Here is a 26,884-nt window from a genome sequence, read left to right as displayed (position 1 = left end):
TAACAAATACCCCGCATAAATTACATCAAAATCCCCTCCTTAATATCTCATTTTCTGCCACTTAAATTAGCCTACTTATTTATAATCCGCCAGGCAATATATTCTATTAGTTTGTCTACACTTAACGCTGTGGTAAAGATTAAATAATACACTTTTTAAAGTAACATATACTACTGACTATCAGTATATTAATAAAATACACAGGCCGTGTTGTTGCCATTTTGTATACCGTGACCTACTCCCTTGTTGCCTTTTTGCTGCCCTCCACCTATTGTTGCTGAACAGCGTACAGAGCTCCTTTGCAGAAACCAATATAACCGCCACACGGTATGAGAACATTTCTGCTATTTCTATTTGCAATTACCAGTTTCTCACAGGCCATTGCCCTGGAAGATAAGGGCCTGGTAAGAGGCAAGGTCGTAGATGCCACCACCGGCGAGCCGATGCCCGGTGCTACGGTTATGGCCCTCAATACAAGTTACGGTACATCTACTAATTTACAGGGAGAGTTTTCCCTGAGCATGGAGGCCGGTGACTATGAATTACGCATTCGCTACCTCGGCTATACGGACACCTCCGCACAGGTAAGCGTCTCACCGGGCGTAACCGAATACCTGGAACTATCCCTAAGCAGCGGAACCACTGAGCTGAGCGGTGTCACGGTGACCGGCTACCTGCAGGGCCAGGCCCGCGCACTCAATCAACAGCGAAGCGCCGATAATATTAAAAATATAGTTGCAGCCGACCAGATAGGCCGCTTTCCTGATCCAAACGCGGCGGAGGCTCTGCAGCGCGTACCCGGCGTAAATATTGAGCGTGACCAGGGCGAAGGCCGTTACGTACTTGTAAGGGGGCTGGCACCCCAGTTTACCAATATTAACATCAACGGTGAGCAAATCCCCAGTCCCGAGGCAGATGTGCGCTTTGTGGCCCTGGACGCGATCCCATCCGACCAGCTCGCCAGTATGGAAGTAACCAAGGCACTCACTCCCGACATGGACGGCGATGCCATAGGCGGTAGCGTAAACCTGATTACCCGAACCGCCGAAACAGCCGAGCCCGCCATAAGCGGTTCTGCCCTGGTAGGATATAATAACCTCATGGAAGAGCCGAACCTGCAGGGTTCACTACAGTATGGACAACGTTTCGGTAGTGATGAAGCTTTAGGCCTGCTGCTCAATACCAGCTACTACCATAACGACCTCGGCTCGGATAACTGGGAGCGCGAACCCTTCGATAACGAACTTGAGCTACGCGATTACGAACTTACCCGTACCCGACTCGGGCTAAGTGCCACACTTGACTATCGCATAGGGCAAAATACGGAGATCTATCTGCGCAGCCTCTATACCCGCTTTACTGATCGTGAATGGCGCAGGCGCTATGTATTTATCCCTGATGATGAAGAAATAGAAAAGCTGACCAAGGACCGCTTCGAGTCTCAGAGTGTTACCTCTGTGAACCTGGGTGCACGGCACACCTTTCCGCGAATACGGATCGATTATGAAGTGCAGTACAGCTACGGAGAGCAGGACACTCCCTATGACAATGAGGCGGTCTTTATAGCAGGTATACCGAGTAGCCTCGACTTTAGCGATCCCGACTTTCCATCTATTACCGCCCCCGGCTACCTGGACAATTCCGCCTATGAATTCGATGAATTCGAACAAGGAAATACCCTGGCTGAAGATCGTAACCTGACGGCTAAGTTTAACATAGGCCTTCCCTACCAGGCCGGTAATGCAAAAGGCCTTTTCAAGTTCGGAGCGAAGATGCGTTTGAAAGACAAACGCTTTAACATAACCCAAAACAAATGGGAAGCCCGTGGTGACGTGCCCAATTTGGATGCTTTTACCGGTGGACTGCTGGATGATAGTTTTCTCGACAGACGCTATAATCTGAGCGACCCCCTCAGCCTGGATCGTTTTATCCCTTACTTCAATACCAATATTTCCGACTTCGAGCTGAGTATTGAGGACAAATACATAGATGAGGCCCTGGAAAGCTACGAGGCCGATGAGAATGTATATGCCGGATACATTATGGCCCGCCACCAGATTAACCGTCTGACGCTGCTAGGCGGTGTCCGCTACGAACGTACCAACACCAGCTATGAAAGTACAGACGTGATCATAGCCCCAAACGGTGATCTGGAAGCGCTGCGCCCCGTAAGTGGCGAGAACAACTACGACTTCTTTCTGCCACAGGTGCATGCCAAGTACGCCCTTACCCCCAATACCAACCTGCGGGCCGCCGTAACCTGGAGTTATGCCAGGCCTAACTTTAGCGAGATCATCCCCTCGCAAGAGGCTAACCTGGAAGATGAGGAAGCCACCGTAGGCAACTTTGAACTGGAGCCAGTGAGTGCGATGAACATAGACCTGCTGGGCGAGAGGTACTTCGGAACAGTCGGGGTCATATCAGGCGGCATATTTTATAAGCGCCTGAATGACTTCATCTATCCCCAGACCATATTTGACAGCCAGTACCCGCTTACCGGTACCCCTATTGCCACCGGAGTAGATGTAACCCAGGCCCAGAACGGACAAGGTGCCGACCTTTTTGGGCTCGAAGTAGCCTTCCAGCGTCAACTGGACTTTCTGCCAGGTGCACTTAGCGGCTTTAGCATATACCTTAATTACACCTATACCAACTCAGAGGCCGACATACAAAGCCGGGAGGCCAGCGAGGAAAACCCCGATGCGGTAGAGACCATTCGCCTACCCGGTCAGGCAGATCACCTGGGCAACTTCTCACTGGCCTATGAGTACAAACGCTTCAATGCCCGCCTCGCGCTTAACTTCAATGGGGAATATCTCGCAGAACTGGGTGGAGCAGCCGAAGAGGACATTTACGTAAGTGAGCGCCTGCAACTGGATGCCAGTGCCAGTTATGCGGTAGACCGCCGCTTCCGGATCTTTGCCGAATTTATGAACCTGACCGACCAGCCTTTCGAAGCCTACCAGGGCAGCGAGGACATCGTCATCCAACGTGAATTCTACTCATGGTGGTCACGCCTCGGTCTCAAGTTCGACTTCTGATCCTGTTTTAATTAAGTTACAAAGACATTATCATGAAATATCTATATATCGCAGCCCTCGGTGCATTAGCACTGACCGGCTGCTCACGCGAAGACGAAGACGTAACGCCGGTAACCACTCCCGGAGAATACCCTCAGCTAATCCTTTTTGATGATGAAGGCGGTGGCGAACTGGAAGACAGTGACGAGGCCAGCCTGGTCATTACGCTTGCCGACCGGTATGATGAAAGTGCCGAAGAACTCGGCGGACGTATATTCCCCCTGAGCCAAGATTACATGCTCGACTTCAGTATAGTGGATACGGAAGGCATAACCAACCTGGCAGACTACATCACCGGAGCTGAAGCTTATTATGAAATAGACGACTGCACTACCTCACTGGACAATGGCGAAGACCTTGTGCAATCATTTGACCCGGCTACAGGCGCAGGTACCCTGCTTTTTCCGGCAGGAGTAGAAGAAATAGAACTCGTTTTTATCCTGGATGAAACCTATTTCGATGACGGCGATGTCAATGATTTTCGTGGGTTTAATGTCAGAATCACAGGTTCCGGACAGGAAGCCACTGTATTTAGCATGCCTTTTGAATACGAGGTACTGGATGACGAGGTGATTTTTGGTGAGTGGGAACTGGATGCGACGAACACTGAGCAGTTCGATCGTTTCAAAGAGCTTTTCGGTTTGATAAATGAGGATGTAGCCGGTTTGCAGTCCGCTGATGTCGAAGGTATTACCATAGAATTTGCCTATGATGAGATGGCCGTAGTGGTAGAACTGACAGAAACCGAAGAAGTAACAGAATGCGGCGAAACAGAGAGCGAAAATCTGGAGATAGAGATAGAAGCCGGATACGACGATATCACACGAGATGCCCGGGAGGGCGACATTGTTCTGGAAGATGATGTGGAACTGGAAAACGGAGCCGAGGAAGAATTTGTCTATGAGGGCAGCTTCCAAATTCAGAACGGTGTGCTTACCCTAACCCTGACCGGCGAGTTCGACGATGAAGAAACCAGTGAAACCACTTTAACCCTTACCCGCTAAACGCTTATTCAGAATACCTTTATTTATGTTAAAATATTCCTTACTGCTACTTGCTGCCCTGGCTGCCTGTACCCCTTCCGGTTCGGAGCAGCGTCAGGATAAAAACGACAGCGAAAGCCCCGACACTGCTACCCCGACTGCTCTGACTACACCCGATGTGCCCGTAGTAAGCGTGACACCGAGTGCTTACACCGACACGACGGCTCATGATACAGACGACCCTGCCATATGGGTAAATCCCGAGGATCCTGCCAGGAGCCTTATTATAGGTACGGACAAAGAAGCCGGTGGCGGACTCTATGTTTTTGACCTGGATGGCAAAATAGTTCCTGGCAGGAGCGTGCTGGGTCTGGAACGGCCTAATAATGTGGATGTGGAGTATGGCCTCATGCTAAATGGCCAGCCTACAGATATTGCTGTTACAACCGAGCGGTACACTCACAAACTACGTATTTACAGCCTGCCAGACATGCAGCCGGTTGACGGTGGTGGCCTACCCGTATTCGAAGGTGAAACAGGGGCTGAGTATCGCGACCTGATGGGGATCGGACTGTATAAACGTCCCTCTGACGGGACTATCTTTGCCATAGTCGGCAGGAAGACCGGCCCTACTGATGGCACATATCTGTGGCAGTACCGCCTGGAAGATAATGGCAGCGGCCAGGTTAGCGCCACCCTTGTGCGTAAATTCGGCAACTTCAGCGGCCGCCATGAGATAGAAGCTATCGCTGTTGACGACGAGCTGGGCTATGTGTACTACTCTGATGAGACAGTGGGCGTACGCAAGTACTACGCCGATCCGGAGCAGGGAAATGAAGAGCTGGCCATGTTTGCCACCGAAGGCTTTGCGGAAGACCACGAAGGGATAAGCCTGTACACCATGCCCGACGGTACCGGTTATATCCTTGTGTCAGACCAGCAGGCTAACCGCTTCCATATCTTTACCCGCGAAGGATACAAAGGCAATCCGCACGACCATCGCCTGGTGAAGATCATTGAGACCGAAACGCTCGAAAGTGACGGCTCAGAAACCGTATCAGTTAATCTCGGTCCCGCCTATCCGCACGGCCTGTTTGTCGCCATGTCCGAAGGCAAAACCTTTCAGCTTTACCCCTGGGAGGTGATTGCCGGCGATGAGCTGAAGGTAAGAAGCCAGGACTGAAGCTAATCTGACAGCGCATCATGCCCGCCAGGATTCTGAGGGGCATGGTGTTTTCCTTCCTACCTGAGGCAACCTGCTTACAATAGCCGTATTCACCCCTCTATTTCAGACTGCTATTTGTATTATTCTCATTATCCACTCTATAGTGATCCTATAGTCATGGTATAATCAGGCTGTGGGTAACTTTTAGGCCTCTATTTTGTACTTTGCCGTGAATCTCATTAGTGATGATGACCGCCCTCGCCTTTCTTCATTTCAGCGAGGAGGTAGTAAGCGTTGTCCATAGCAAAATTGGCCTCGTTGGGTACTTCGTCCAGGAAACTGACGGCTGTCCAATCTCTACTTGTAGCGCCAGGCTTAACCCTTACGGGGGTAAACATCCATTCTTCTCCTTCCTGCTGTGCCATGAAGGCAAGGTAGTCATCTCCCTCACGGGTGATGGCCTCTTTTGGCAAAGCAGTAGTGGTTACACTGTCTGTAAGTATCTCCCCACGCACATACATGCCTGGTATAAGCCTGCGGGATTCATTTTTGATCTCCGCATGGACATGCAATGCTTTCGGGTCCTGCTCGAACTTTTTACCAACGGAATATATCTCGGCCATTAGTTCTCTGCCTGGCAGATTCTCTACTGTAAAGCGTACAGTCTGCCCCTCGCTGACCTTATGCACATCTTTTTCGAAGACCATAAGATCAGCATGTATATGCTCTGTATTTACTATCTCGAACATTTCCATTTGCGGCTGTACGTACTGACCGGTTTTCACTTCTACTTTTGTGATAGCCCCATCAATGGGGCTAACTACGGGTATCCGGGTATAAAAATTACCCTGACGAATCCGGGCAGGATTTATGCCGAGCTGCCGCAACTGTGCCTGCTGGCTGTTGATGGCAGCCTGTGCACTTTTATACTCAGCGGTAGCCTGCTGGAAGTTCTTGCCTGAGCCAACTTCTGCTTCATACAGTTTCTTCTGCCTCTCATATTCCTGCTCCAGGTACTGGTGCCGGTTATATATTTCCATGTAATCGCTTTGCATACGGGTGATATCGGGGTGCCTGAGGTAGGCCAGTACCTGCCCCTGCCGTACGTCGTCTCCCTCTATAATTTCTATAGAAGCGATATTAGCTCCCATGATGGCAGTGACCAGCGCCTCATTCTTAGGGGGTACTTCCAAGGTACCGTTTGCCTGCACGGTACTGTTGATATTTCTCTGTTCCAGAGGCCCTACTTTCATATCTAGTGCCTGAAACTGACTGGCAGTAAGGTGAACGCTTTCGCCTTCTTCATGATCTGAATGTCCCTCACTTTCTTCCGATGAATGGGCTTCTCCTTCGTGGGTATGTCCTTCCTCAGTTTTATGCTCCTCACCGCAGGCAGTTAGCATTAACATAATCAAAGACAGGATGGTGTAATATATTTTCAGCTTCATTAATTCTCTGTTTTATGGATTAGAGGGGGTGATGTAATAGGCGAGGCGAAACCTTGCCTGCAGGTATTGCATAAGGGCTTCCTGGGCGCTGATCTCTACCTGCAGAGTCTCCTTTAGGTTCTGGATAAGGCCAATGTAATCAATGGCCCCTTCACGGTAGGCGAGTAAAGCTCCTTTGCGCTGTTCACGGGCCAGGGGCAGTGCCTCTTGCTCATAAAACTGCCAGGAGGCTTCCCATTTTTGATACTCTTTCAGTACTGACAGATACCCGGCGCGCAATTGGTAGCGTTTCTGCAGATAATTCTGGGCGGCAATTTCCTGCTCTACCCGTGCGGCGCGTGCATTACCCTGCTCCCGGTTAAAGATGAGAGGGATGGTGAGGCCAAACTGATACTGGTAGTAGCCGCTCTCCCCTCCTACTTCCTGCAGGCCATACTGGGCATTGAGTTTGGGCAGAAAGGCGGCATTGGCCTCTTTGATCTTTGCTTCGCTAAGCTTCATTTGTTGCTCAGCGACTCGCAGCCCGGGGTGACCGGAAAGGCTGTCGGGTAGTTGCAGGGGACTATCCCAGTCAGGGGGCAGCTCAGGATGGACGGTATACAAGGTGTCGCTCACCAGCCAAAGGTTGAGCTTGTATATGGCTGATTCATAATCATAGGTTGCCTGTGTCCGTCTTAAATCTACCTGCTTCACCTGGTTGGCGGCTGCCAGGTAGGCTAGTTTTGAGGTCTCTTCTACCTCGTACCGTAGCCTGGCGCTCTTTTCAAAATTGCGATAGAGGGAATCGAGCGCTTCGTACAGCTCAAATGTACGCCTGGCTACGAGGGTATTGGCAAAGGCCTCTCTTACTTCCTGCTCCAGTTGCAGCCGGTCGAGCGCATAGGCCTTTTCGGCCAGCGCCACACGTTCCTTGCTGACCTTTCGCGCCGGCCCTATACCGAACAGATCAATTTGCTGTTGCTGTATACCAATGATGGTGTACACGCCGTTTCCATTATCGCCAATTTCCTCCCCGGCGGTGAAGATTTGGGTGCGTCCCAGGTCAATGGCCGTTTTTGTCAGGGCCTCCTGTTTTTCTATTTCCTTGCCAGAGGCCTGCAGTCTGGGGTAGGACGTAAGGGCCCTGTCCAGTGCTTCTTCAATAGTGAGCTCCGGAAGCGGTTCTGCCTGCTGAGCATTAGCGGGGGATAGCGGGGATAGAATAAGTATGGCGAACAAAAGAATGGAGACTGCTGCTCCCTGCCTGCCTAAGGAAAAGGATCGCTTTTCCGTCCAGCGGTATAAGACTGGCAATACAAACAGGGTAAGGAGTGTGGATGTAATGAGCCCCCCAATAACTACCGTGGCGAGTGGCTGCTGCACCTCGGCTCCGGCAGAAGAAGACAGGGCCATAGGCAAGAAGCCTAGTATATCGGTGAGGGCTGTCAGGAGTATGGGCCTAACCCGGCGCAGGGCTCCTTTCTTAATGCGGCTATCCAGGTCTGTCATGCCTTCTTCCTTGAGCTCATTCCAGCTACTGATGAGCACGAGGCCATTAAGCACGGCGACTCCGAATAGAACAATGAAGCCTACACCGGCCGAGATACTGAAAGGCATATCCCGCAACCAGAGTGAGATAATGCCTCCAATAGCTGCAAGGGGTATGGCCATGTAGATCATGAGGCTCTGCTTAACATTACCCAGGGCAAAGAAGATGAGGATAAAAATGAGTGCCAGCGCTATGGGCACCACTACCTGCAACCGGCTGGTGGCGCGCTCCAGATTTTCGAAAGCTCCGCCATAGCGGATGTAATAACCGGCGGGCAGCTCGAGCTCAGCCTCCAGCTTATCCTGTATCTCTTCAACCAGGGTCTTCACATCGCGGCCACGCACATTTACCCCAACATAGGTACGGCGGTTGGTATTGTCCCGGCTGATCTGCATAGGGCCTGGTTCATAATTAATAGAGGCTACCTCGGTAAGAGGTATCTGTGCACCTGTGGGGGTATTAATATACAGACTTTGCAGGTCATTGATATTACTCCGGTAGGCAGAGTCCAGTCTTACTGCGAGGTCAAAGCGCTTCTCGCCTTCGAAGATGACACCGGCCCTGCCGCCGGCAAAGGATGTCTGAATGGCCTGATTCACATGGGCTATATCAAGACCGTACTGGGCGAGGTCGGCCCGGTCATAAGTCACTGTCATCTGTGGCAGTCCGCCAGTGGCTTCCACCCGCATATCTCCTACCCCTTCCACAGTGGAGATAATGCGTCCCATTTCCTGCGCTTTATCGGCTAATACCTGCAGGTCTTCGCCATAGAGCTTTACGGCTATATCTTCCCGTACGCCGGTGAGCAGTTCGTTAAAGCGCATCTCTATAGGCTGGGTGAATTCGTAATTCACACCTGGCACTACGCTAATGGCCTCTTTTATCTCTTCTATCAGGCCTTCCTTGGTTTGAGCAGAAGTCCACTCGCTTTTAGGTTTAAGAATGAGGAAGCAATCGGCAATGTCCATGGGCATGGGGTCTGTAGGTACCTCGGCCACTCCGAAGCGAGACATGGCTTGTTCCACTTCGGGGAACTGCTCCAGGATGATGTTCTCTATCCTGGTAGAGGTTTCTATCCCTTCGGAGAGGGAACTGCCGGGCTTAAGGATGATATGGAAGGCAATGTCCCCTTCATCGAGCTGGGGGATAAACTCACCTCCCATCCGGCTGAAAATAAACACGGCACAGAGGAGTAATGCGGCTGCCACGCCTATAACCCAGGCCGCTTTTCGCAACGTAGCCTTTAGTGCACGTTCATACCGTTTCTCCAGCCAGGTGACGACTTTGTCGCCCCAGGACCTTTTACGACCTGGTCTGACCCGTAGAAAAAGGGATGAGACCATGGGTACATAGGTAAGACAGAGTACCATGGCGCCTAGCATGGCGAACATGAAGGTAAGGGCCATAGGCTGGAACATTTTACCCTCCACTCCTTCCAGAAATAGTATGGGTAGAAATACGATGAGAATGATGAGCTGCCCGAAGAAGGCTGCGTTCATCATTTTTGAACTGGCCTTGATGGTCACCTGGTCCCGGTCTTTCTTATCGATAGATTTACCGCTTGCTTCCACACGGCGGGCAAGAAAGAATACGGTGCCCTCGACTATAATGACGGCCCCATCTACTATAATCCCAAAGTCGATAGCGCCAAGGCTCATGAGGTTGGCCCATACATCAAAGAGGTGCATAAGGATGAAGGCGAACAGCAGGGACAAGGGGATGGTGGAAGCGACAATAAGCCCTCCACGCCAGTTTCCCAGAAGAAAGACCAGCACAAATATGACGATCAGGGCGCCCTCAACCAGGTTGGTGGTAATGGTACCTGTGGTCTTGGCAATGAGCTGGCTCCGGTCCAGGAAGGGCGCCACAGAAACACCGTCGGGCAAAGAAGCCTGTATTTGCTCCATTCGTTCTTTTACCGCCTCAATCACTTCATTGGAGTTGGCGCCTTTGAGCATCAGGATCATACCTCCGACGGCCTCCCCCTGTCCGTTTTTAGTGAAAGCGCCATAGCGCACGGCATTGCCGTATTGCACGGTAGCCACGTCCTTGATACGAATGGGAATGCCGTCTACTGTCTTTACTACTACATTACGAAGGTCGTCCAGGCTTCGGGCCAGCCCTTCTCCCCTGATAAAGTTGGCCTGGTGGTCTTTTTCAATATAGGCTCCTCCTGTATTTTGGTTGTTACGCTGAAGTGCCTGAAATACGTCGGTGATGGTAAGGTCTATGGCCCTCAACTCATCCGGGTTCACGGCCACTTCGTATTGCTTGATCTTCCCACCAAAAGCATTGACCTCTACCACGCCGGGTACCATTGCCATCTGACGTCGCACAATCCAGTCCTGAAAGGTGCGAAGGTCGGTGGAGGTATACCTGTCCTGGTAGGCAGGGTCCACCTCCAGGGTATACTGGTATATTTCACTCAGGCCGGTGGATATGGGGCCAGTAAATGACTTACCGAAGCCCTCGGGTATTTCTGCTCTCACCACCGCCAGCTTTTCATTCACCAGTTGCCTGGGCAGGTAGGTTCCCATGTCATCCTCAAAAACAATGGTGACGAGGGACAATCCAAACCTGGATACAGAGCGTATTTCCACCACGCCCGGCAGGTTAGCCATCGCCAGCTCTATGGGGTAGGTGACAAACTGTTCTATATCTTCCGTACCCAGGTTGGGTGCCTGCGTTATGATCTGCACCTGGTTGTTGGTAATGTCCGGTACAGCATCAATAGGTACGCGGGTCATGCTCCAGATACCCGCCCCAATAAGGGCAAGGGTGAGCAGACCGATAATGAGCTTATTCTTTACAGAAAAAGCTATGATCTTATCTATCATAAAATCTTATTTGATCTAACAGGAATTAATGCCGGGCAACGATGCCCGGGGAGGAGGTCAGATCAGGCCTGGGGAGGGTTCAGAAGGGGCGTTTGGTGTTGGCTTGTTCTTTTCTCAATATAAAAAGAGGCTTTTTTGCCGGACCGGGGGGTGGCTTCTTCAGTGAAGAAAAAGAAGCTTAGGGTTACATTGGTATGACAGCACTGGCATCCGCACATTGGTGTACAGAAATCTTCTGCGTGGGAGTGGTCATGCCCCTCATGATCACTTGCATCTAACATGGCTTCACCACTCACGAGGACCTGCTGGGTCTCTTCCCCGTCTGCGCAGGGCACAACGGCGAGAGCCAGAAAATATAATGATAATATGAGGGCGATGTACTTCAACCGGCTTATTTCGGGACGAGAACTATTCGACACACAAAATTGCCACTTAATTTACCGATTCACAAATTATAAAGAACAAAGATGTGCTGTCACCATTTTTTTGATAGGCTGAGTCGCGTTGACAAGTGGCATCAGCAGAAAAAGTCAGTTTATATGGCTTTGATTATTTAGCAACCGCATGGCCAGTGCAAAATGATCTTTGGAGGCAGGGCCGGGGGCTGTTGTTTCCATATCGCACCTGAGAGAGGCTCTTCTGGTACAGGGCAACCGGGTCAGGTGCTCATCGCACTGCAGTATGGTCGCAGCAAGGGTGTTTTGCCGGTCTTCGGAATAGGCACTGGAAAAAGCCTTACGGTATTGATTATAATAATACCAATTAAGGGAAAGGGCATTGATCGAATGAAAGTAGCGTTCAAGAGCTTCCTGGTCTCCATCGGAAGAAAACACATCAGACGGATCTGTTTTAATATTATACATTCCGCCATACAGTGTCCACATTTTCAATATAGCTTCACTGCATGAGCTATCTCCTTTGTAAAACACATCTGACCTGAACCTGGTGGAGATTACCATGGGATTTTCGGACGTAATAGTTCTCACGAGGGACTTAAAATCCGAAACACACTCAGGCCGGAGATAAAAATGCCTGGCACTTTTACCGCTAACCGTAATCAAATGAATCATTCTAAACTTTTGGGCTTAAGGATAATATAATAAAAAAAGAGCTCCATATGAAGCTCTTTTAGTTAAATATTTATACGATCCCTCTATTCAGGACAAATGATTCATATTTAATTCTGATCAAAACGGTCCAGGTTCATTACCTTATCCCAGGTTTTGACAAAGTCACGCACAAACTTCTCTTTTGAGTCAGTCTGGGCATACACTTCGGCAATGGCTCTGAGTTCAGAATTGGAACCAAAGATAAGGTCAGCACGGGTAGCGGTGTACTTGACATTTCCTGTCTTACGGTCACGGCCTTCGAATACGTCCTGGGCATCGGATGTAGCTGACCAGGTGGTGCCGAAGTCAAGCAGATTCACGAAGAAGTCGTTTGTAAGGGCTCCCGGATTATCGGTGAATAGGCCGTGCTTAGCACCATCATAGTTGGTACCCAGCACGCGCATACCTCCGAGAAGTACGGTCATTTCCGGCGCTGTAAGGGTAAGCAGTTGGGCCCGGTCTACCATCATCGCTTCCGGAGAAACGTCAAAATCACCCTTGCGGTAATTCCTCCAGGCATCGGCTTGAGGCTCCAGAGGATCAAAGGCCTGCACATCGGTCTGCTCGGCTGTGGCGTCGGTCCGACCGGGGCGGAAAGGTACGGTTACTTCATGGCCGCCAGCTTTGGCCGCCTTTTCTATGGCTGCACAGCCGCCAAGCACGATCAGATCAGCAAGCGAAACTTTCTTATTACCGGACTGGGAGCTATTAAAATCGTTTTGGATACCTTCCAGCTTATCAAGTACCCTGGCCAATTGGTCGGGCTGGTTTACTTCCCAGTCTTTTTGAGGTGCCAGACGTACACGGGCACCATTGGCACCGCCACGCTTATCGGAACCGCGGAAGGTAGAGGCGGAAGCCCAGGCTGTGGAAACAAGCTCAGATACGGAAAGTCCTGAGTCGAGTATCACGGATTTCAGGTGAGCAATATCGTTATCATCTATCAGCTCATGATCTACCTTAGGCAATGGATCCTGCCAGATTAGTTCTTCTGAAGGAACCTCAGGACCAAGGTACCGCTCGATGGGTCCCATGTCACGGTGGGTGAGCTTAAACCAGGCGCGGGCAAAGGCGTCGGCAAACTCATCGGGATTTTCGTAAAAGTGACGCGAGATCTTTTCATACTCAGGATCTACGCGAAGGGCAAGATCTGTAGTGAGCATAAACGGAGCGTGGGTCTTATTCGGGTCGTGTGCATCGGGCACAGAACCGGCTCCACCACCATCTTTTGGTCTCCACTGGTTGGCACCGGCAGGGCTCTTGGTAAGCTCCCACTCATACCCGAAGAGGTTTTCAAAGAAGCTGTTGCTCCATTTGGTCGGGGTTTGGGTCCAGGCACCTTCCAGTCCGCTGGTAATGGTATCCGCCCCAAAACCGCTGTTGTAGGAGTTTTTCCAGCCCATGCTCTGCAATTCGATGCCAGCCCCGGCAGGCTCTGCATCCACGTACTCCACAGGGTCGGCGGCACCGTGAGTTTTACCGAAGGTGTGTCCGCCTGCAATCAGGGCGACAGTTTCGTAATCATTCATGGCCATACGGCCAAAGGTCTCCCGGATATCGCGGGCTGCGGCTGCAGGATCAGGGTTTCCATTGGGGCCTTCGGGGTTTACGTAGATAAGGCCCATCTGCACAGCCGCCAGGGGGTTTTCCAGCTCACGATCGCCAGTGTAGCGCTCATCTCCGAGCCATACGCTTTCAGACCCCCAGTAGATATCATTTTCAGGTTCCCATACGTCCTCGCGGCCACCTGCGAAACCAAAGGTCTGAAGCCCCATGGACTCTAGCGCACAGTTGCCCGCCAGTATCATCAGGTCTGCCCAGGATATTTTATTGCCATACTTTTTCTTTAATGGCCAGAGAAGCAGGCGTGCTTTATCAAGGTTGGCATTATCCGGCCAGCTATTAAGGGGAGCAAAACGCTGCGCGCCAGACCCGGCTCCACCACGTCCGTCACCAATACGGTATGTACCGGCGCTATGCCATGCCATACGAATAAAGAAAGGACCATAATGGCCATAGTCTGCGGGCCACCAGTCCTGGGAGTCGGTCATCAGATCATACAGATCCTGCTTTACGGCGTTAAGGTCAAGCTTTTTAAACTCTTCTGCATAGTTAAACCCTTCATCCATAGGGTCTGTGAGAGCAGAATTTTGTCTAAGTATTTCGAGATTAAGTTTCTGCGGCCACCAGTCACGGTTTGACGTTCCTGCCCCTGCAGTATGTTTTACCACTCCGCCCATGAACGGGCATCTGCTGGATTCATTTACTTCCCAAACTTTATGATCAGGCCGGTGAGTTCCGTTACTATTTTCCCCCATATTGGTTTACGTTTTTATAAAAAGTGATCGAATTGAGGTATAAGTTGGGCAAATTCATCACATTATTCAAATCGATTATTTCTATGATCTTATAGAACTAAACTATAACTTATTCAGCCCTACCACCAGTTTAATCGCATTACACTCTAAAATCGTGATTTTGCACTTTTATTCAAAATAAGGCCACATAGGCCCTTCATGATAAAATAAGGTTTCACAGTAAACATCTTACATAGAAGAATCTGATTCTTCTCTCTCTACTCAGCAACATTCCTTATTCTATCCTAAAAATGTTTCTGCGGCATTTTCAGGCAGTTCACTTTACCCTTGCTTTACTGCTTAGGCTTTTACCGCAGAAGCACCGTTTCTATAATGAGAGATATTAAAAAGGGCTCCAGTTTTGAAAATTTAACCCTAGATTGCCACTCGAAAACTTGTTGCCCCATGTCTGAAGAAATGAAGCCCTGCCCGCTATGTAAGTCGCCCTATGGTTATGCTATGGGAAATGAACTATATGGGTGCCCGGAATGTGGCCATGAATGGAACCCTGCGGAGCAGCAAGCGGAAGAGGAACAGGAAGAGTCACTGGTAGTGAAAGATGCCAACGGCAATGTACTGGAAGATGGCGACTCGGTGATCGTGATCAAGGACCTGCCGGTGAAGGGTGCCTCAGGCCCTGTGAAAGCGGGCACTAAGGTAAAAAAGATCCGGCTGACGGATGGTGACCACAATATAGATTGTAAAATAGACGGTTTTGGGGCTATGGGCCTCAAATCAGAGTTTGTAAGAAAAGCCTGACGGAGGGGTATTAGGGGTTACTCGCCATGTAACGGTCCAGCAGGGCATTGGTCCTTTTCCTCACGCTACTCTTAATAACCGGCGACCAGCCCAGCAGCAAGCCGGGCATACCCAGGGCCTGGCGGCTCCACTTCCAGAAGTCAAAGGTATCGGCGTGCCTTATAATCTTACCATCCTTCATGACCAGACTGGCCTGCACATGGTTTACGACCTTTCTTTTGGAGGGCCCGAAGAGGTAGTTTGCCTGCCAGTGTACCTGTGCGGTATGATCTGTATGCTCGCTTAGATTATACGTCACTGTCAGGGCAGACGCTTTATTACTCAGTAGCATTTGCCACATGGCCTGCGCCCGGTGGCCATGCAGGGTACCGAATGCAGGGTCTGAAAACACGACATCTTCGTGGTAGCAATTGACCATTTGGCCGGCGTCTCCCTGCGAAAAGGCGGTATAAAAATTATTGGCGATATCTTTTGGAGTCATAGGTAGTGGTTCTGCTACTCAATCTATGAAATTCGGGGGATATCCACTCCCCTACCATTAATATTCTCTCTTTGCCGTTGGCATGGGACTGACTGTGGTCGGTCAATAATTAATTACGTAACAACCAAAAGACACGTATATTATAGTAATCAAACTATACATATCATGCTTGGAATACTATTAAAAAGAAGAGGCAAAATGAAGACTTTGTATGTGCTACTGGTAGCGAACCTGATGTTGCTGGCGGGTGGTATTTTGGCCCTGCTGGGATAGACTACTGAATTTGCCGGATAAACCAGCTATTATTCTTTTAGGTGATACCTGCGAGGTCCAACCTCGCATTATTGCCCCCACGAAGTGAAACTTCGCGGTAGTTATTAGAGTCGCGGGACGGCTCAGGGACATCACTTAACAGGGCGTATCTACAAAAAAAACAGCACCCATGCGGATGCTGTTCGATTGTGTTCAGTTGCCAGTATTTCTTTGCTTTAAGAAACCGGTAGGGCTTCATTCATATAGGGCTGGTTGTAATACCGTTTGCCGGTGGCTTTATAGAGGGCATTGGCGATAGCTCCTACCACCGGCGGAAAGGGAGGCTCACCAAGCCCGGTGGGATGTATATCATTTTCCACAAAATGGACTTCGATTTCATTTGGGGCATCAATATTTCTGATGAGCTGGTAGGTGTTGAAGTTTTTCTGTTCCGGACGACCGTTTTTCAAGGTCAGTGCGCTGAACATAGCGTGCCCCATCCCATCTACCGTACCCCCCTCCACCAGATTGGTGGCAGCCAGTGGATTGACGACTATACCGCAGTCTACTGCGCAATAGACCTTATCTACCACGGGCTTATCTCCTTCCATTTTCACATCTACCACATTAGCCACATAGCTCATGTGACAGAAGTAAGCAGCGGCCCCGCGGTGTACGTCTGGTTTGGGCTGGCCCCAGGCGGCCTTATCCCTTACTAGTTTCAACACCCCGGCGTAGCGTTCGGCATCGTAGTCATTATTTTTTCCTACAGGGTTATTTTGAGCACGTTCCAGCAGTTCCAGTCTGAAAGCGATAGGGTCTTTACCGGCCGCTTCGGCTACTTCATCCAGAAAAGCCTGTTCCACGCCAGCCATAAAGTTAGACCGGGGTGCCCGGAAAGCTCCTGTGGTGATGTTGGAGCTAATTTGCCACTCTTCTGCGAGGTAGTTGTCCACAGAACCGGCCGGGAAACGATTCGCGAAGAGGGGACTCTCGGGTATGCCGCCGGTGCGCACATGAAAGCCGATCAGGTTGTTATTTTCATCCAGTGCAGCCCGGTAATACGCATGATAGGCCGGCCGGTAGGTGCCAAAGGTCATGTCGTCTTCGCGGGTATAGACCAGTTTAACAGGTTTACCGAGCTTTTGGGAGATGACGGCAGCTTCTACGAGGAAGTGGCCGTATAGCCTGCGGCCAAAGCCTCCGCCCATACGGGTCATCTGGATATCTACCTGCTCAAGGGTCATGCCCAACCTTTCTGCAACGGTTTTCTCCATAAACTCGGGGGTCTGGATAGGCCCTACCAACTCTACTTTGCCGGCTGTAACGTTGGCAAAGAAGTTCATAGGCTCCATGGTGTTATGGGCGAGGAAGGGGGCGGTAAAGGTGCGCTCCACTACCTTGGCTGCTGTCTCAAAAGCCTGCTCAGGGTTTCCGTCTTTCCGCACTTCTTTGGCAGAAACAGCCCCTTTTTCCATCATTTGGGTGAAATGGTCCTGGGAGTCTTCTAACCCGGCGGGTACGGTGGTGGTTTCGTTCTCGCCTCTGAAGGTCTTGTAGGTGCGGGTATAGGTATCGAACTCCTCCCACGTGGCTTCGATAGCTTTTTTGGCCTTCATAACCTGCCAGGTGGTTTCCCCCACGACTACGATAAGCTCAGGAAAGGCGGTGATATCGAAAGGCCCCTGTGAGTAGCTGTCTTCGTATGTATTGATAGTAAATACGTCGGTAATACCGGGCATGGCTAAGGCCTTTTGCTTGTCCATGCTTTTGAGGGTCATGCCAAATGCGGGCGGGTGTACAATCATGGCGATCATCATGCCGGGTTGCTTGTAGTCGAGGCCAAAAAGGGGCTTACCGGTTACGATCTCTTTGCCGTCCACGTTCTTACGCGGGGTACGGATGATGGTAAAGTCCTTTACCTCCTTGAGGTTCACCTCTTCGGGTACCTTCATTTTGGAGGCTGCAGAGGCCATTTTGCCGTAGTTGGCCTTCCTGCCCGACTTCTTGTGATGTAATTCTCCCTTTTCGGTGGTGATCTCGGAGGCAGGTACACTCCAGGCTTTGGCTGCGGCTTCGCGCAGCATGTGGCGGGCAGTGGCACCGGCCATACGAAGGCTCTCCCAGCTTTGGTTAATGGAGCGGCTACCTCCGGCTATCTGCCGGGTGTAAAGGCTGGTATCCAGAGGTGCCTGCTCTACGGTCACGCTTTTCCAGTCTGTATCCAGCTCCTCGGCTACCAGCATGGGCATGGAGGTCTTTACGTTCTGGCCGATTTCCGGATTTGGGGAAAAGATGGTCACTATGCCGTTGGTGGCAATGCGGATGTACCCGTTTATGTCGAATATCTCGTCCGGCACTTCCTTTCCTGCCAGGGTTTTTGCAAGGGGTGAAAACCAACTGAACTGCAACATGAGTCCGGCTCCTGCAGCGGCAGATACTTTGAGGAAGGACCTTCGGTTATAGTGTGTTTTTATAATGGGCATGATTACATCTCTTTTGAGGCGGAACGAATGGCTCGGTTAATACGGACATATGTGCCGCAGCGGCAGATGTTGCCATTCATAGATTTGCGGATTTCCTCATCGGTCGGGTTGGCATTCTGAGCCAGTAGTGAAGCGGCACTCATAATCTGTCCGGCCTGGCAGTAGCCACACTGGGGCACATCATGTTCCAGCCAGGCTTTCTGTACGGGGTGGTCACCATTTTCGGAAAGGCCTTCTATGGTGATTATTTCCATATCATCAGCCACAGCGCCTATAGGCAGGGAACAGGACCTTACGGCATTGCCATTCACGTGAATGGTGCAGGCCCCACAGACGGCAATCCCGCAGCCATATTTGGTGCCCACCAGATCAAGGTGATCCCGAAGCACCCACAGGACAGGTGTGTCGGGGTCTACATCCACCTGCCGTTGCTTCCCATTTACTTTCAGATTAAACGTTGCCATTATGCCCTTACATTACAGTTTTTCATAATTCAGTATCCATCGGTCACTTACTGGGGCTCAGGCGCGTGTGCGCCGGTCTCTATCCACCTGGTCCAGACTTCTTTAAACTCTTCATAGCTTATTGGCGGGGGCGTTCTGTCGCCACCCATAGCCCAGCCTGCTTTTACAAGCGTATCGTTTGCATGCTCCAGCAAATCCTCCATGGACTTATGGCCGTTTCGCTCAGGATCTATCAGTTGTGTGGCCAGTTCGTGGGCGGACCTGCCCTCAAATACCATCTTCATATCTGCAGGAGGCAGGTGCCACTCAGGGTTGGCGGGGGGTGTATTCTCTCCGGGGACGGCCTTGCTGTGGTGACAGTTTCCGCATTGCATGGCATACAGGCCTTTGCCGTCAGGGCCCCTCTGTGGTAACATGGCATGCAGGTGGCTGTCATTGCCCTGCAGGGGCACATCTCCGGCCGGGTGGCAGTTCATACAGCGCGGATGCATTAATACCTTGTATACTTTACCAAAGGCCTCTACCGATGCCTCCCTGTCATTATCTTCCAGCGTTTTCCTGTAGGTTTCAATATCTGTTCCTTCCTCATGGGTCATTAGGGTGATGGCTGTAGTGAGAAATACCACTACAGACAGAATAAGTAAGACCTGTAAGGGGCCTGCTTTTCTACTAGAGGAGGGAAGTGGATCCATATTTTTTTATTTTGAAAAAGCATTTGGCAAGTAGCCCGGCTTGGAAACCGGGAGAGGTATGCGGGTTAACGTGGCTTATTAAAAAAAATATTTACCTGAAAAGATACCGCGCAATAGTCTATCTGTCTACGCCATTAGCTTTAAATATATTAATAAGGTAAAATTTTTTATCTGAAACTCCATGAAAGAAATAAGGTATAGGTGCTGGATAGAGATAGGTGGGGAGAAGATATTTGGGCCCGGGCCGCTCAGGCTGCTTGAACTCATAGAGAAAAACGGCTCGCTCTCTAAAGCAGCTAAGGAGATGAATATGTCCTATAAAAAGGCTTGGGGCTTAATTAACAAGCTGAATATGAGCCATGAAGAGCCTGTGATTACTTCTCAAAAAGGGGGCACAAGGGGTGGTGGCGCAGCGGTGACAGAGCGGGGAAGGGAGCTGATAAGGCAGTATCGTACATTATCGGAAAAGCTGGAAGACTGCCTCAGCGGACACAAAGAAATATTAGAATTATTTTAAAGAGCGGAACATAATCTGGTAATCCGAAAAGGATATGATACCGTTATATATTCAAATATATATCGTATTATTATAGTATCCCAGCTACACTTTTTTTGATCAGGCATTCATCCGCCTTTAGTCCAGATGAACCCGGTGTGTTTTAACTATTTTTTAAGGGTCTATGCCTATGTAAAAAGGCCGCACTGCTAATGAATAAGAATTGATATGTCGCTTACCGGAAAAATATACCTGGACCATAATGCTACCACACCGGTAGACCAGCGGGTAGTGGAGGCTATGTTGCCCTATTTCTGCGAAGTGTATGGAAACCCATCCAGCATTAGCCATGCCTATGGATGGGATGCTGAAGAGGCAGTAAGCATGGCCAGGGAACAGGTGGCAGGCCTCATAGGCGCCAAGCCTGGAGAGGTATACTTTACTTCGGGGGCTACGGAATCGATTAACCTGGCCCTGCAGGGCATCTGCCTGCGTAAAAAACCGAGCCACCTCATTACCTGCCGTACGGAACACCGGGCGGTACTGGATACGTGCCAAGCTTTGGAAGAACATGGAGCCAAGGTTACTTACCTGGATGTGGACAGATCCGGCCGGATAGACCTGCAGCAGATATGGGAGGCTATAAGACCGGAAACGGTCATGGTGTGCCTCATGCATGCGAATAATGAAACGGGAGTGATCCACCCCCTGAGGGAGGTAGCGGATCTTATAAAAAACAAGGGGATATTACTGATGACGGATGCGACCCAGAGTGTAGGCAAAATACCTTTTAAGGTGGGAGACCTGGGGGTGGACTTAGCGGCCTTTTCTGCCCATAAGCTGTATGGCCCCAAGGGTGTGGGTGGCCTGTTTGTCTCTCAGGCACTTCGCCCGGAAATACGCCCCCTGCAGTTTGGCGGAGGACAGGAAAAGGGCTTGAGGCCGGGTACGCTGAATGTGCCTGGTATAGTAGGACTGGGAAAAGCCTGCGAGATTTGCGGTGAGGAAATGGCCCGGGAAGGTGAGCGGTTGAAGAAGCTGGTAGACTTGCTGGAGGATGAACTGAGCCAGACCGTGAAGGTGAGCATCAATGGCCAGGACTGTCGGCGTCTGCCTCACATGACTAACCTGTCATTTGAGAACATCGATGGCAGCCGCCTGATCCGCTCACTGAAGAGACTGGGGGTGTCTCAGGGATCTGCCTGCACGTCTGCCACCATCCACGCTTCTCATGTGCTGAAGGCGATGGGGCATACGGATGAGCTGGCGTTATCGTCCCTGCGCATCGGGCTTGGAAGGCAGACGACAGAGGAGGAGGTAAAGGTGGCTTGTACGGACATTAAAGAATCTATCCAAAAACTAACCCTGACGGCCATATGAGAGAGCTGGAAGCTATTATTTCAACATATGAAGGAAGCCCTGACAGGGACTTCGTGTTAGCTACGGTGGTGCACGTGGAGGGCTCTTCCTACCGGAAAGCGGGGGCGCGCATGCTGGTGGATGAGGAGGGCCGGATGACGGGAGCCATAAGTGGCGGATGCCTGGAGGGTGACGCGCTAAGAAAGGCCCTGCATGCGCTGCACCAGGGGCGCAATAAACTGATCACGTATGATACCAGTGATGAAAGTGATGCGGTGATTGGGGCTCAACTTGGCTGCAATGGGGTGATCCGCGTATTGTTTGAACCCGTCTCGGCAAGGGACGCCCACAATCCTGTGGAGCTGTTGAAGAGTGTGGCTGCTTCGGAAAGGCCTATGGTGATCATCACCCTGTTTAACCTGGATCATTCACAAGCACAGGGGGGGACGGTGATGGTCTTTGATGAAAGCATGCGGGCAAACGGAAAGGTGTCGTCCCCGGCACTGGCTGAGCAATTGCATGCTGATGCCGAAAGGGCTTTTGTGGCGGGTCACAAGCACTTCGCTACGTATAAAAAAGGCGGGGAAGAGCAGGGGCATGCGTTTATTGAGCTATACAGCCCGCCGCCCAGGTTGGTGTTGGTGGGGGCCGGCAACGATGCGCAACAACTGGCAAGCCTGGCTGCTATACTGGGCTGGCGGATTACGGTTACTGATGGGAGACCAACGCATGCGAGGGAAGACCGGTTCACAAGTTCGTGCCAGGTAGTGGTAAGCCACCCGGAGGAGGTACTGACTCATATCCGGGTAGATGAGAGGACGGTGTTTGTGCTCATAAGCCATAATTATGGGTATGACCTGGCGGTACTTAAGCTGTTGCTGGACCGGCGGGAAGTACCATATATAGGCATATTGGGTTCCAGAGGTAAGTTTGACCGTATACTGCAGGACCTTGAAGCGGAAGGCCTGGCACCGGATGATGAGCAGATGAAACGAATTTTCGCACCGGTGGGGCTGAGCATTGGGGGGGAGTCTCCCTCTGAGATTGGCCTTTCGATCATAGCGGAAATACAGATGGTATTAACGGGTAGCAGTGGAGGGTCTCTAAGGGATCAGACGGGGCCTATTCATACTAAACAGTACAATGATTTTAAGGTGACGCCCTTATGATGTCTATTGAGGAACAGACGGGAGTGGTGGTTCTAGCGGCTGGGGCATCCACACGCCTGGGGAGCCCTAAACAGCTGGTTTCCTTTAAAGGCAAACCTCTCCTGCAACACACCCTGGATATAGGCTCTTCCATTAATTTCGGCAGAAAGGTTCTGGTGTTGGGTGCGCATGCGGGGGAGATCAGTCATGCAATGGATATGAATGGCTATGAGGTTGTAATGAACAGCCGCTGGCAGGAGGGCATGGGGAGCAGCCTCCGGAGGGGGGTGGAGGTGATGGGTGACTCGCCGGCTATTCATCACCTACTGGTCCTCTTATCCGATCAGCCACAGGTGTCTGTGGAGTTGCTGAGATCATTACTGAAGGAACACGCAGCAAACGATGAGGATATTACAGCCTCTGGTTATAGGGGGAAAACGGGGGTACCTGCTATCTTTTCCAGGGCGCATTTTCCTGAATTAAAAAGATTAACCGGTGACCAGGGGGCTAAACAGCTGATGAGCCGGTACCCGGTAGTTAGGGTAGCATTTCCTGAGGGGCATGTAGATGTGGACACGCGGGAGGATGTAGACCGGCTCAGAAGGATGGAGTAAGTCTTACCACGGAGGTCCGGTAAGCCGGCCGCAATTCTTTTCTATCTCACCAGACGATACCTGAACACGAGCAAGAGATAAAAGAGGAGCAATAGCACGGCCTGTATGGTCTGAACGACGGGGATAAAATTCAACCCAAACCGGTCTATTACAAGGCCTGCTGCAGCGGGCAAAAGGGCAGCGCCAACGGTAGCGGCAGATACCTGATAGCCTACCAGGTTGGCGGCGTGCTGCCTGCCTGCCCTTGAGGGAGTAAGGGAGATCATGCTGGGAAATACGGGGGCAAGGGCGAGCCCCGCTATAATAATACCGATAGAAGTGGTAAGCGCCCCGGCATTAATGGCTATAAGTACAGCAGCCAGTACCACTGCCACAAAGGCTCCCATGAGTATCTTACCTACGGACATCCGCCTTAGGATGATCCCGAATATGATACGCCCTGCGGTGAGGCTTCCCCAGTAGATGCTGGTCCACAGGCCGGCTTCTGAAGGGGCTACTCCCCTACCCTTTGTAAGTATGGTATAGAGCCACTGGCCTACGCTGGCCTCGGTGCCGGTATATAGAAAAAAGACGATAACGCTGATCCAGGTTACGGGTAGCCTGAGCGTTTGTGCAGGCCGTGCACTCATGACAGGCTCATCTGTATCATCTTTTGTTTTCCATAAGCCCAGGGTGAGCAGAAAAATGGCAGCAAGCCCTAGCTGCGCACTACCTACGGTGAGGTATCCGGATGACCAGTGATAATCGCGTACGAGGTAGGCGGTCATGATGGCAGGGCCAAGTGTGGCACCTACGCCAAAGAAGGCATGGAGCCAGTTGACCGTGCCGGCAGTATAGGTATGAGCGGCAAAGGTGTTGATGGAGGAATCTATAGCGCCACCACCAGCACCTAGCACCACAGCCATGATAAGTAGGACGCCCCAGTGGGGTGTGTAGGCAAAGCCGAGCAGGCTAATGCCGGTAAGGGCGCAGCTGATGGCTAGTAAGGCACCTACGGACATGCGAGCCATTAGCCAGCCGCTATTAAAGCTGGAGATGAGGTATCCGGTCATAAGGCAGATAAGCAGCAGACCAAGCGAATCCAGCCCTACGTCAAATTGCTGATGCATGTATGGCCAGCCAACTCCCAGCAGGCCATCCGGCAGGCCCAGGCTGATAAAGGCTATAAAGCATATAAGCAGGAGGATGTTTTTCTTAGCCATCCTTTTGAAATTAGGGGAATTCTGCGGGAGAGAATCATTGTGAGGACAAAATAATTTCAGCCTGAATAGCAGAGATGACAAAGTGGGGCAAAAAAAAAACCGGACTATATCCGGATTGATACTTCGGGAAAAAATCCCTGTCTGCGAAACGCTGCTTTCACTTGGCCCGTTCCGCTTAACTCGGCAATGAGGCTTCTCTCATTGGTTTCTGGTTCTACTAACGGAAAGGCAGTAGGGAGGTTTCATTAAAGGGTATTATGCCTATGTTAAATCTTTCAGACACCCGCGCAATGGTTCTGTATGTTATCAGGGGAAAGGTGCATGCGCTGATGAGTTCAACGATTCAGCAACGAATGACAAACAATTGGCTTTGGATCAAGGGTTAGGTAAAGGATCGCCGAAAAATCCCGGCAGGTGGTTTAATCCGTACATAGAGACCTATGCGTAAAATACTAAGCTATTTAATGTACCTGACGTGTGTTGTCATTATATCATGTAGTGATGAAGAGGTTACACCAGACACACGCCTTCCTGATGATAACCTGAACCGTTACCTGGCTCTCGGGGACAGCTATACTATAGGGGAAAGCGTGCCAGCGACAGGGCGTTTCCCTATTCAACTAACGGATAGCCTGAGGGAAAGAGGGTTTGAAATAGCCACGCCGCGAGTGATAGCCACCACGGGATGGACCACAGGTAATCTGCTAACTGCCTTAGGCCAGGAACAGCCGAATGGTAATTATGACCTGGTGACGTTGCTGATAGGGGTGAATAACCAATTTCAGGGCCGAAGCCTGGAAGAATATGAGCGGGAATTCAGGGAGCTACTGGATATGGCCATTGGTTACGCAATGGGTAATAAAGACAGGGTGATTGTGGTGTCGATCCCGGACTATGGCTACACGCCTTTCGGGGCGGGCCGGCAGGAACAGATAAGCCGCGGGGTGGATCAGTTTAATGAGGCTAACAGGCGTATTACAGATTCGATGAATGTGGCGTACGTAAATATAACGCCTATTTCAAGAAATGGTCTGGACCGTCCTGAACTGGTAGCAAACGATGGGCTGCATCCGTCGGCCATTCAATACAGCGAGTGGGTGGAGTTACTTATACCGGAGGCACAGCGTATACTTGAGGCGGGAAATTGAACGGCACTGACTCTATTTCAAGCAGAGTGTCTCTAAGGTAAACTACGGGTGCAGCCATTTACCCGACTCTAGGGCCATTGGTACTTAATTATACCTTCTTTATCAGAGTATGGGCTATTTGAGTGGCTTAATTCATAAGGATTATTAACTTTGAACTACAAAGTACTTTAACAGAGTATAAAAGAGAGCCTATGAATATATCCTCTACCCTTGACCGCGTACACTTGCGTATCCGCCACAATCGATGGTTCTATCTTTTTGCTATCTTTTGCCGTGTCACCATTGCTATGGGGTTTATCCCTTCCGGGCTGGTGAAAATTTTTGGTGAGCGATTTACAGATTTATCTGTGAATCACCCGATGGGTAATTATCTGCAGGCAGTTTATGATACGGGGTATTACTACACATTCATCGGTATAGTGCAGGTGGTGGCTGCTATTTTACTCCTGATTCCCCGAACGGCCCTACTGGGTGCTGTGATTTACTTCCCGGTGATATTGAACATCTTCTTTCTGACCATCTCCACCCGGTTTGATGGCTCTATGCCAACAGCGCCCCTGATGGTGATGGCCAATCTATATCTGTTCTGCTGGTACTATCACAGGCTTAAATTTATTCTCCCCTATGCTACTTACTCTGCTTACGAGGCCATGCCGGGGTGGAAGGAACTAAGAAAGAAATTTCCTGTCGCATTTTTCGCGGGGGTGTTTCTCGCTATTATAGGTACGTGGGCTTTACTTTTCAATATATATGATATTGTGCCTCGCAATAAGATGGAATACTGCGTGCGGGAGTGCCCCGACAACCAAAGCCCTGAAGCGTGTATGGCCTACTGCGAATGTATTCATACAAATGGTACGCCACAGCCTCAGTGTCTGGAGGCGTATGAGGAGGCCCTGGAATAGACCTTACCTCACTATCAGCTTTTGAATAGTATGATATTGCGTATTAGATAATGTGATATAATACACGCCAGATACCATGTTACTAGCAAGACTGAAGGGCTGCTCATTTTCCTGAAAAACATGACACTGACGTATAAGCTTGCCACTGGCATCAGTAATGGTAAGGCGGGTTTCGGTATGGAGGAACCGGCTATCCAGTCGCAGGTAGGCGGATCCTTCAGAGGGATTAGGGAATACAGAAACTTCCCCATTTACTGGTCCGTAGAGTGTTGCCGATACATTACTATATGACTCCTTGCCGTCATTATCTACCTGCCGGATACGATAGTAGCTTGCCCCGCGAGTGGGGTTACGATCAACAAAGTTATACC

Annotated in this window: 21 protein-coding genes; 10 read left to right on the top strand and 11 right to left on the bottom strand. The window is 50.6% G+C overall.

Translation table 11 applies throughout. From position 1 onward, the window contains the following. The first annotated feature begins 329 nt into the window (after positions 1–329). The 3 genes from AB9P05_RS24790 to AB9P05_RS24780 are packed head-to-tail and all read left to right on the top strand — an operon-like array spanning position 330 to position 5,246. Positions 330–3,041, top strand: a complete 2,712-nt coding sequence (locus tag AB9P05_RS24790) for a TonB-dependent receptor (RefSeq protein WP_371911597.1) — start codon at positions 330–332, stop codon at positions 3,039–3,041. Positions 3,042–3,073: 32 nt separating this feature from the next. Continuing rightward, positions 3,074–4,084 (top strand): hypothetical protein, encoded by a 1,011-nt coding sequence (locus AB9P05_RS24785; RefSeq protein WP_371911596.1) that lies wholly within the window; start codon positions 3,074–3,076, stop codon positions 4,082–4,084. Between the two features lie 25 nt (positions 4,085–4,109). After that, positions 4,110–5,246 carry a phytase gene (locus AB9P05_RS24780; RefSeq protein ID WP_371911595.1) on the top strand — a complete coding sequence of 379 codons (1,137 nt, stop codon included), beginning with the start codon at positions 4,110–4,112 and terminating at the stop codon, positions 5,244–5,246. A gap of 221 nt (positions 5,247–5,467) precedes the next feature. Here the strand turns inward: AB9P05_RS24780 and AB9P05_RS24775 are convergent, their stop codons facing one another. The 5 genes from AB9P05_RS24775 to katG form a co-directional block, all read right to left on the bottom strand. Beyond that, positions 5,468–6,676 carry an efflux RND transporter periplasmic adaptor subunit gene (locus AB9P05_RS24775; RefSeq protein WP_371911594.1) on the bottom strand — a complete coding sequence of 403 codons (1,209 nt, stop codon included), beginning with the start codon at positions 6,674–6,676 and terminating at the stop codon, positions 5,468–5,470. 12 nt (positions 6,677–6,688) lie between these two features. Beyond that, positions 6,689–11,041 carry a CusA/CzcA family heavy metal efflux RND transporter gene (locus AB9P05_RS24770; protein WP_371911593.1) on the bottom strand — a complete coding sequence of 1,451 codons (4,353 nt, stop codon included), beginning with the start codon at positions 11,039–11,041 and terminating at the stop codon, positions 6,689–6,691. Positions 11,042–11,103: 62 nt separating this feature from the next. Beyond that, positions 11,104–11,460, bottom strand: coding sequence for a DUF6660 family protein (locus AB9P05_RS24765; protein WP_371911592.1), 357 nt, complete (start codon positions 11,458–11,460; stop codon positions 11,104–11,106). 111 nt (positions 11,461–11,571) lie between these two features. Continuing rightward, on the bottom strand, positions 11,572–12,111 hold the full coding sequence (locus tag AB9P05_RS24760) for a hypothetical protein (protein WP_371911591.1): 540 nt from the start codon (positions 12,109–12,111) through the stop codon (positions 11,572–11,574). Between the two features lie 107 nt (positions 12,112–12,218). Then, on the bottom strand, positions 12,219–14,468 hold the full coding sequence (katG, locus tag AB9P05_RS24755) for a catalase/peroxidase HPI (RefSeq protein WP_371911590.1): 2,250 nt from the start codon (positions 14,466–14,468) through the stop codon (positions 12,219–12,221). Between the two features lie 444 nt (positions 14,469–14,912). On the opposite strand from katG, the gene AB9P05_RS24750 reads away from it, so the two are divergent. Next, on the top strand, positions 14,913–15,266 hold the full coding sequence (locus tag AB9P05_RS24750) for a zinc ribbon domain-containing protein YjdM (RefSeq protein WP_371911589.1): 354 nt from the start codon (positions 14,913–14,915) through the stop codon (positions 15,264–15,266). Between the two features lie 10 nt (positions 15,267–15,276). On the opposite strand, the gene AB9P05_RS24745 is transcribed toward AB9P05_RS24750, so the two are convergent. The 4 genes from AB9P05_RS24745 to AB9P05_RS24730 all read right to left on the bottom strand — a co-directional run bounded on the left by AB9P05_RS24745 (position 15,277) and on the right by AB9P05_RS24730 (position 19,641). Continuing rightward, positions 15,277–15,747: a nuclear transport factor 2 family protein gene (locus AB9P05_RS24745; RefSeq protein WP_371911588.1), complete on the bottom strand. Its 471-nt coding sequence runs from the start codon at positions 15,745–15,747 to the stop codon at positions 15,277–15,279. 488 nt (positions 15,748–16,235) lie between these two features. Continuing rightward, complete coding sequence (locus AB9P05_RS24740; RefSeq protein WP_371911587.1) at positions 16,236–18,485, bottom strand: molybdopterin cofactor-binding domain-containing protein; 2,250 nt, start codon at positions 18,483–18,485, stop codon at positions 16,236–16,238. A 2-nt stretch (positions 18,486–18,487) separates the two neighbouring features. Continuing rightward, positions 18,488–18,949: a (2Fe-2S)-binding protein gene (locus AB9P05_RS24735; RefSeq protein ID WP_371911586.1), complete on the bottom strand. Its 462-nt coding sequence runs from the start codon at positions 18,947–18,949 to the stop codon at positions 18,488–18,490. Between the two features lie 47 nt (positions 18,950–18,996). Next, positions 18,997–19,641: a hypothetical protein gene (locus tag AB9P05_RS24730; protein WP_371911585.1), complete on the bottom strand. Its 645-nt coding sequence runs from the start codon at positions 19,639–19,641 to the stop codon at positions 18,997–18,999. A 181-nt stretch (positions 19,642–19,822) separates the two neighbouring features. Between AB9P05_RS24730 and AB9P05_RS24725 the strand changes: the two genes are divergently transcribed. The 4 genes from AB9P05_RS24725 (at position 19,823) to AB9P05_RS24710 (ending at position 23,258) form a co-directional block, all read left to right on the top strand. Then, complete coding sequence (locus tag AB9P05_RS24725; protein ID WP_371911584.1) at positions 19,823–20,158, top strand: winged helix-turn-helix domain-containing protein; 336 nt, start codon at positions 19,823–19,825, stop codon at positions 20,156–20,158. A gap of 207 nt (positions 20,159–20,365) precedes the next feature. Beyond that, positions 20,366–21,517 (top strand): cysteine desulfurase family protein, encoded by a 1,152-nt coding sequence (locus AB9P05_RS24720; RefSeq protein WP_371911583.1) that lies wholly within the window; start codon positions 20,366–20,368, stop codon positions 21,515–21,517. After that, on the top strand, positions 21,514–22,665 hold the full coding sequence (locus AB9P05_RS24715) for an XdhC family protein (protein WP_371911582.1): 1,152 nt from the start codon (positions 21,514–21,516) through the stop codon (positions 22,663–22,665). Before AB9P05_RS24720 ends, AB9P05_RS24715 begins: the two co-directional genes overlap by 4 nt. Beyond that, complete coding sequence (locus tag AB9P05_RS24710; protein WP_371911581.1) at positions 22,662–23,258, top strand: NTP transferase domain-containing protein; 597 nt, start codon at positions 22,662–22,664, stop codon at positions 23,256–23,258. The genes AB9P05_RS24715 and AB9P05_RS24710 overlap by 4 nt, the downstream gene beginning before the upstream one ends. Positions 23,259–23,299: 41 nt before the next feature. On the opposite strand, the gene AB9P05_RS24705 is transcribed toward AB9P05_RS24710, so the two are convergent. Continuing rightward, complete coding sequence (locus tag AB9P05_RS24705; protein WP_371911580.1) at positions 23,300–24,460, bottom strand: sugar MFS transporter; 1,161 nt, start codon at positions 24,458–24,460, stop codon at positions 23,300–23,302. A gap of 440 nt (positions 24,461–24,900) precedes the next feature. Here AB9P05_RS24705 and AB9P05_RS24700 point away from each other — a divergent pair, with 440 nt between their 5' ends. Further along, on the top strand, positions 24,901–25,608 hold the full coding sequence (locus AB9P05_RS24700) for an SGNH/GDSL hydrolase family protein (RefSeq protein ID WP_371911579.1): 708 nt from the start codon (positions 24,901–24,903) through the stop codon (positions 25,606–25,608). 191 nt (positions 25,609–25,799) lie between these two features. Beyond that, positions 25,800–26,513 (top strand): DoxX family protein, encoded by a 714-nt coding sequence (locus tag AB9P05_RS24695; protein WP_371911578.1) that lies wholly within the window; start codon positions 25,800–25,802, stop codon positions 26,511–26,513. A gap of 3 nt (positions 26,514–26,516) precedes the next feature. Here AB9P05_RS24695 and AB9P05_RS24690 read toward each other — a convergent pair. Then, on the bottom strand, positions 26,517–26,884 hold a 368-nt coding region (locus AB9P05_RS24690), incomplete at its 5' end, for a T9SS type A sorting domain-containing protein (RefSeq protein ID WP_371911577.1).

The organism is Roseivirga sp. BDSF3-8 (genome assembly GCF_041449215.1).
In the GTDB taxonomy this organism is placed as follows: Bacteria; Bacteroidota; Bacteroidia; order Cytophagales; family Cyclobacteriaceae; genus JBGNFV01.
This window is presented reverse-complemented; position numbering and strand designations above follow the sequence as displayed.

What these genes read in the sequence shown, in the direction of transcription:
- AB9P05_RS24705 (WP_371911580.1), bottom strand. Translation starts at nt 24,460, where the DNA reads ATGGCTAAGAAAAACATCCTCCTGCTTATATGCTTTATAGCCTTTATC.
- AB9P05_RS24715 (WP_371911582.1), top strand. Translation starts at nt 21,514, where the DNA reads ATGAGAGAGCTGGAAGCTATTATTTCAACATATGAAGGAAGCCCTGAC.
- AB9P05_RS24720 (WP_371911583.1), top strand. Translation starts at nt 20,366, where the DNA reads ATGTCGCTTACCGGAAAAATATACCTGGACCATAATGCTACCACACCG.
- AB9P05_RS24710 (WP_371911581.1), top strand. Translation starts at nt 22,662, where the DNA reads ATGATGTCTATTGAGGAACAGACGGGAGTGGTGGTTCTAGCGGCTGGG.
- AB9P05_RS24740 (WP_371911587.1), bottom strand. Translation starts at nt 18,485, where the DNA reads ATGCCCATTATAAAAACACACTATAACCGAAGGTCCTTCCTCAAAGTA.
- AB9P05_RS24775 (WP_371911594.1), bottom strand. Translation starts at nt 6,676, where the DNA reads ATGAAGCTGAAAATATATTACACCATCCTGTCTTTGATTATGTTAATG.
- AB9P05_RS24700 (WP_371911579.1), top strand. Translation starts at nt 24,901, where the DNA reads ATGCGTAAAATACTAAGCTATTTAATGTACCTGACGTGTGTTGTCATT.
- AB9P05_RS24695 (WP_371911578.1), top strand. Translation starts at nt 25,800, where the DNA reads ATGAATATATCCTCTACCCTTGACCGCGTACACTTGCGTATCCGCCAC.
- AB9P05_RS24790 (WP_371911597.1), top strand. Translation starts at nt 330, where the DNA reads ATGAGAACATTTCTGCTATTTCTATTTGCAATTACCAGTTTCTCACAG.
- AB9P05_RS24745 (WP_371911588.1), bottom strand. Translation starts at nt 15,747, where the DNA reads ATGACTCCAAAAGATATCGCCAATAATTTTTATACCGCCTTTTCGCAG.
- AB9P05_RS24730 (WP_371911585.1), bottom strand. Translation starts at nt 19,641, where the DNA reads ATGGATCCACTTCCCTCCTCTAGTAGAAAAGCAGGCCCCTTACAGGTC.
- AB9P05_RS24780 (WP_371911595.1), top strand. Translation starts at nt 4,110, where the DNA reads ATGTTAAAATATTCCTTACTGCTACTTGCTGCCCTGGCTGCCTGTACC.
- AB9P05_RS24725 (WP_371911584.1), top strand. Translation starts at nt 19,823, where the DNA reads ATGAAAGAAATAAGGTATAGGTGCTGGATAGAGATAGGTGGGGAGAAG.
- AB9P05_RS24760 (WP_371911591.1), bottom strand. Translation starts at nt 12,111, where the DNA reads ATGATTCATTTGATTACGGTTAGCGGTAAAAGTGCCAGGCATTTTTAT.
- AB9P05_RS24750 (WP_371911589.1), top strand. Translation starts at nt 14,913, where the DNA reads ATGTCTGAAGAAATGAAGCCCTGCCCGCTATGTAAGTCGCCCTATGGT.
- AB9P05_RS24735 (WP_371911586.1), bottom strand. Translation starts at nt 18,949, where the DNA reads ATGGCAACGTTTAATCTGAAAGTAAATGGGAAGCAACGGCAGGTGGAT.
- AB9P05_RS24770 (WP_371911593.1), bottom strand. Translation starts at nt 11,041, where the DNA reads ATGATAGATAAGATCATAGCTTTTTCTGTAAAGAATAAGCTCATTATC.
- AB9P05_RS24785 (WP_371911596.1), top strand. Translation starts at nt 3,074, where the DNA reads ATGAAATATCTATATATCGCAGCCCTCGGTGCATTAGCACTGACCGGC.
- katG (WP_371911590.1), bottom strand. Translation starts at nt 14,468, where the DNA reads ATGGGGGAAAATAGTAACGGAACTCACCGGCCTGATCATAAAGTTTGG.